This is a genomic window from Bacteroides sp., from assembly GCF_019417265.1.
Taxonomy (GTDB): Bacteria; Bacteroidota; Bacteroidia; order Bacteroidales; family Bacteroidaceae; genus Phocaeicola.
The window spans coordinates 1-5,331 of the sequence record NZ_DXVR01000137.1; the positions used below are offsets into that span (position 1 = coordinate 1).

Genomic DNA, 5,331 nt, shown 5'->3' on the forward strand with positions numbered 1-5,331 from the left:
TTCACCCTTCTTACCGTAAGACTTAACGATGAATTTCTTCATCTGTTCTACAGCAAGTTCTACAGGGATAACGCCTGTGATACGGAAGAATGCAGACTGAAGGATTGTGTTAGTACGGTTACCAAGACCGATTTCCTGAGCAATCTTAGTTGCATTGATGTAGTAAACAGTGATATTGTTTTCTGCGAAATATTTCTTAACCTTGTTAGGCAAGTTCTTAGCAAGTTCTTCACCTTCCCAGATAGTGTTAAGAAGGAAAGTACCGTTCTTACGCAAACCGCGAGTTACATCGTACATGTGCAAGTAAGCCTGTACGTGGCAAGCTACGAAGTTAGGAGTAGTTACCAAGTAAGTAGAGCGGATTGGGTGGTCACCGAAACGCAAGTGAGAGCAAGTGAAACCACCAGACTTCTTAGAGTCGTAAGAGAAGTATGCCTGGCAATATTTGTTAGTGTTGTCACCGATAATCTTAACAGAGTTCTTGTTGGCACCTACAGTACCGTCAGCACCAAGTCCGTAGAATTTTGCTTCGAACATACCTTCACCGCCAAGAGCGATTTCTTCTTTCTGAGGAAGAGAAGTGAATGTAACGTCATCAACGATACCTACAGTGAAGTGGTCTTTAGGCATTGGCAATGCCAAGTTTTCATAAACTGCAAGAATCTGAGCTGGAGTAGTATCCTTAGAACCAAGACCGTAGCGTCCGCCAACGATAACAGGAGCATTTTCCTGTCCGTAGAAGCAGTCTTTAACGTCAAGGTAAAGAGGTTCGCCGTTAGCTCCAGGTTCTTTTGTACGGTCAAGAACTGCGATACGTTTTGCAGTCTTAGGTACAGCAGCCAAGAAGTGTTTAGCAGAGAACGGACGATACAAGTGTACAGAAACCAAACCGACTTTTTCGCCGTTAGCTACCAAGTGGTCGATAGCTTCGCGAGCAGCTTCTGTTACAGAACCCATAGCGATGATTACGCGTTCAGCGTCTTCAGCACCATAGTAGTTGAACAAGCCGTAGTTACGTCCTGTAATCTTGTTGATTTCGTTCATATATTCTTCTACGATAGCAGGAACTGCATCATAGAATGGATTGCATGATTCTCTGTGCTGGAAGAAGTGGTCTGGGTTTTCAGCCATACCGCGTGCAACAGGCTTGTTAGGGCTTAGTGCACGTTCACGGAACTCAGCCAAAGCTTTCTGATCTACCAGAGGAGCAAGGTCTTCATTTTCCAACATTTCGATTTTCTGGATTTCGTGTGAAGTACGGAAACCATCGAAGAAGTTTACGAATGGAACGCGTGATTTGATAGTTGACAAGTGAGCAACACCGGCCAAATCCATAACTTCCTGTACAGAACCTTCGCAAAGCATAGCGAAACCAGTCTGACGGCAAGACATAACGTCCTGATGGTCACCGAAGATACACAATGCGTGAGAAGCAAGTGTACGAGCTGATACGTGGAATACACATGGAAGGAATTCACCTGCAATCTTATACATGTTAGGGATCATAAGAAGAAGACCCTGAGATGCAGTGTAAGTAGTAGTCAAGGCACCAGCCTGAAGAGATCCGTGTACAGCACCTGCTGCACCGCCTTCTGACTGCATTTCCTGAACAAGAACTGTTTCGCCGAAGATGTTTTTACGTCCTGCGGCAGCCCATTCATCTACATATTCAGCCATTGTAGAAGATGGAGTGATAGGGTAGATAGCTGCTACTTCTGAGAACATATACGAGATATGTGCTGCAGCCTGGTTACCATCACAAGTGATGAATTTTTTTTGTTTAGTCATACAATTACTAAATTATAATAATTAGTTAATAAGAACTTGTATTCTCGTTTAATATAGGAATCCGAACATCCAGAGCGGAATCTGGTTTCCGTGTCCCAATTCCAGTTTGTGCATTGCGTAATATACGTTCGGGTTAGTCTTGAACTTACATCCGTCTGCGCATATTCTGAAATGCAGGTTGTTGTCCACCATGAAAGATGTTCCTTTATCTCCCTTGTTTATCTTGTGGTCTTTCCATAGAGAGTTTACGAAGAATGTTTCCAGCACATCCTGCTCTTCCACTTTCACCGGATAGATGCTGTACATCAGACTTGTGTTGTGCATCATTATCTTTGCCGGCTTTTTCGGGAAAGATTCACCTTTAGGATAAACCATATTTATCAGTCGGGCATCAGCCAAATACTTGATATAGTTCATTACCGTAGCCCTCGAAGTCTGTATTTCTTCAGCCAACTGGCTTACGTTAGGAGCACCCGGTCCGTCAACCGCCAATAAATATAGTAATTTTTTTATTTTCGAGAGATATTTCAGCTCAATTTGTTTTATCAAAAGTATATCTACCTCCACCATCATGTTCATAGTCTTCAGCAGATTTTCCGAAAAGTTCCTCTTTTCAAGGAAGAACGGATAGAATCCATGATGAATGTAGTCCTGCAGATATTGTGTAGGATTTACGTGTGGCAGTATAGTTTTGGCTATATGCTCGTGGTTGTTTAGTATCTCTTCAAGTGTGTATTTAGAGAAATTGTTTCCTGTCTGCAGGTTCAGAAACTCGCGGAACGAGAATCCTCTCAGATTATATGATTTCACGATTCCGTTCAGTTCCGGATTCTCTTCCTTAAGTCGCATTACGGAAGAACCGGTGAACACAATTTTCAGATTAGGGAATCTCTCATAACAAGTACGCAACGCTGTACTCCAGTCAGGGAGTTTGAACACCTGGTCTATCAGAAGCACTTTACCGCCGCGCTTGATGAAGTCGGCGGCAAAGTCCACTAAGTTTACTTGAGAAAAGTAAAAATTATTCATATTGACGTACAGGCAAGAACGGTCAAAACCAAATTTTTCTTTTGCATATTGCAGAAGAAAAGTAGTTTTTCCAACTCCTCGCGTACCTTTAATACCAATCAGACGTGCGCTCCAGTCTATTTCGTCCATAAGATCTCTGCGTACGGGAGCATTGGTATGTTCAACCAAATAAGAATGTGTTCTGTAAAAAGCCTCCATGAATATATCCTTTACTTCGGTGCAAATATACGAATAGTTCATAATATTGCAAACTTGACATAGCAAAAATTATTTTTTTAGTATATCTTTGCAAATAAAATCCGGTGAAGATGCGATGAAAAAACAGTTGTATATATTCAATCCGTGGCATGATATGGCACTTGCCAATTTTACTCCTTACTATAAGGTATCTGCCGAAATTCTCCGTATGAGCCATGATTTGAGCTTTCTTCCGGCGTGGTATGCACCGGACGACGCACTTATACATGTTGCGGACAGCTCCACGGTAGAAACTTTTCGTTCCCAGGTTGCAGGCTTTAAGGATTTCTCGAGTGAGAGATTTGTTTCCGATACAGTTTCATGCGAGATAAGGCCGTGGGGGTGGAGTCCTGCTTTGGTTCATATGTTCTCAGCCGGTGGTGCTGATATTTCTTTTCTGCCGGATTCTGCGTCTTTGGACAAAATCCGTTATCTGTCCGGCCGCCAGCAATGTGTGGAGGTGCTGTCGCAATTATCGTCTGTAGATGGAGTTTGTGGAAAAGCTTTCTGCTGCAATAAACTCGAAGAGGTCAGGATGCATCTTGAGGCGAACGGAAATCTGATACTCAAGGCACCTTGGTCTGGAAGCGGCAGGGGACTTTACCGTGTGTGTCGTCAGTCGTGGAGTGCCAATGTCGAGGGTTGGATTTCGCGCATACTCCGCACTCAGGGATGTGTAATGGCTGAACCTATATATAATAAGGTGTGCGATTTTGCCATGGAGTTTTATTCCTCTCCGGAAGGAACAGTTTCTTTTGCCGGATATTCACTGTTTGAAACTGACGATTTTGGCAATTATAAGCAGAATATACTGATGTCTGATTCCGGAATTGAAGAGCATCTTTTGTCGTTTGGCATTCAGTCTGCGACATTGCACGATGTTCGCGAAAGGCTTCTTGAGATATTCTCCGTGATGGTTTCCGGTTACTATACCGGCTATTTTGGTGTGGATATGATGATTTGCAGTCAGAATGGCGAGATTCTGGTGCATCCATGTGTGGAAATAAATATGAGGATGAACATGGGTGTAGTGTCGCGTATAATATTCGACAGACACCTTTGTCCATCCTCACGTGGTAAATTTGTCGTAGAACATTATAATTCTGACGGTGAAGCTTTAGCAAAACATGAAGAATTGTCGGTTTTTCATCTGATAAAAGATGATAATGATAGAATCGTAAGTGGCTATTTGTCACTCACTCCTGTGACTGAAGTCACGAGATATCATGCTTATGTAATTTGTAATCAATGAAAAAGGCTTCCGTGTATTTCTGGAAGCCTTTATGCTAAAAAACTAGAAATTAAATCCTAATGTTACAGTGGTTGTTGATAACTTACAGTCTTCGACAATTTCGTTAAAATCTTGTCCATAACTTATACCTAAAGACACTTTTTTATAAGTGAAGTTTGTTCCTATATGCCAACCTGCCTGAAAACGCTTAGCCGGATCTACTCCCAAATCGTTCATGTCATCTTCATCAAAAATATTAATGTCGCTATCAGGTAAATAATCTTTTATAGCTTCATTTACTTCATCTTCATAATCTCCTGAATAGTTTGCTTCAGATTTTAATTTTCCCATTAAATTGAATCTAAAATCTATTCCGACAAACGGCTCTATAGAAAAATCGGGAGTGGCATTGAATTTATAAACAAGGTTTACAGGGATATTCAAAGATAAAACGTTTAATTTTTCTGTTACTTTAATTTTACCACTAACTCCAGATTTGTTAAAGCTTTCTGACTCTGAGTCTGAATATCTTCTGAATTGAATACCGGCACCAGCTTCTATAAATAAAGGAACATTGTTTGCTATATTGAACCCCTTTGTCCATCCTAAATTGAATCCTTGGAATTTGAGGTCATCTCCTCCATCTACGTTTAATGTTGATGGAATATATGAAACAGATATTCTTGACCAGCCTTTTGAGTTTGTTCCACCAGATACATTGTTAACGTTGCTTTGTTGTGAATAACCATTTGCTACTGTCAACGCAAAAAAAGTGACTAAAAATAATTTAAAAGTTTTCATAAAAACATAAGTTTATAGTTAATACTTAATTAAATTCTTGCCAGTTTCTTCTGAAGCAAGATGATAAATAAAAGGTGTGGGAATTATATTATTTCATCCTAAAGTCAGGTCTTCGCATTACCTTTAGCACGGATAAAACAATAGCATCCCACACCAATTGGATTAAACTATTCCTTATGTTATAAGATTTGTAAACTTCCAATTTTAGGGTGTCCCATTTTGGACGGGCACCAACAGGCACCCGT

General features: G+C 40.8%; 4 protein-coding genes. 1 reads left to right on the forward strand and 3 read right to left on the reverse strand.

The annotated features are described in order from the left end of the window. Together nifJ and QZ379_RS11935 are read right to left on the reverse strand one after the other, a co-directional pair. The coding region (gene nifJ / locus QZ379_RS11930) for a pyruvate:ferredoxin (flavodoxin) oxidoreductase (RefSeq protein ID WP_291565039.1) at positions 1–1,788 on the reverse strand (1,788 nt) is incomplete at its 3' end. Between the two features lie 48 nt (positions 1,789–1,836). Next, positions 1,837–3,015, reverse strand: a complete 1,179-nt coding sequence (locus tag QZ379_RS11935; RefSeq protein WP_291565050.1) for an AAA family ATPase — start codon at positions 3,013–3,015, stop codon at positions 1,837–1,839. Positions 3,016–3,130: 115 nt separating this feature from the next. Here QZ379_RS11935 and QZ379_RS11940 point away from each other — a divergent pair, with 115 nt between their 5' ends. Then, positions 3,131–4,306, forward strand: coding sequence for a hypothetical protein (locus QZ379_RS11940; RefSeq protein WP_291565043.1), 1,176 nt, complete (start codon positions 3,131–3,133; stop codon positions 4,304–4,306). A gap of 42 nt (positions 4,307–4,348) precedes the next feature. Here the strand turns inward: QZ379_RS11940 and QZ379_RS11945 are convergent, their stop codons facing one another. Next, the gene (locus tag QZ379_RS11945; protein WP_291565046.1) at positions 4,349–5,086 is read right to left on the reverse strand and encodes an outer membrane beta-barrel protein; all 738 of its coding nucleotides are present in this window, start codon (positions 5,084–5,086) and stop codon (positions 4,349–4,351) included. Positions 5,087–5,331 lie beyond the last annotated feature (245 nt).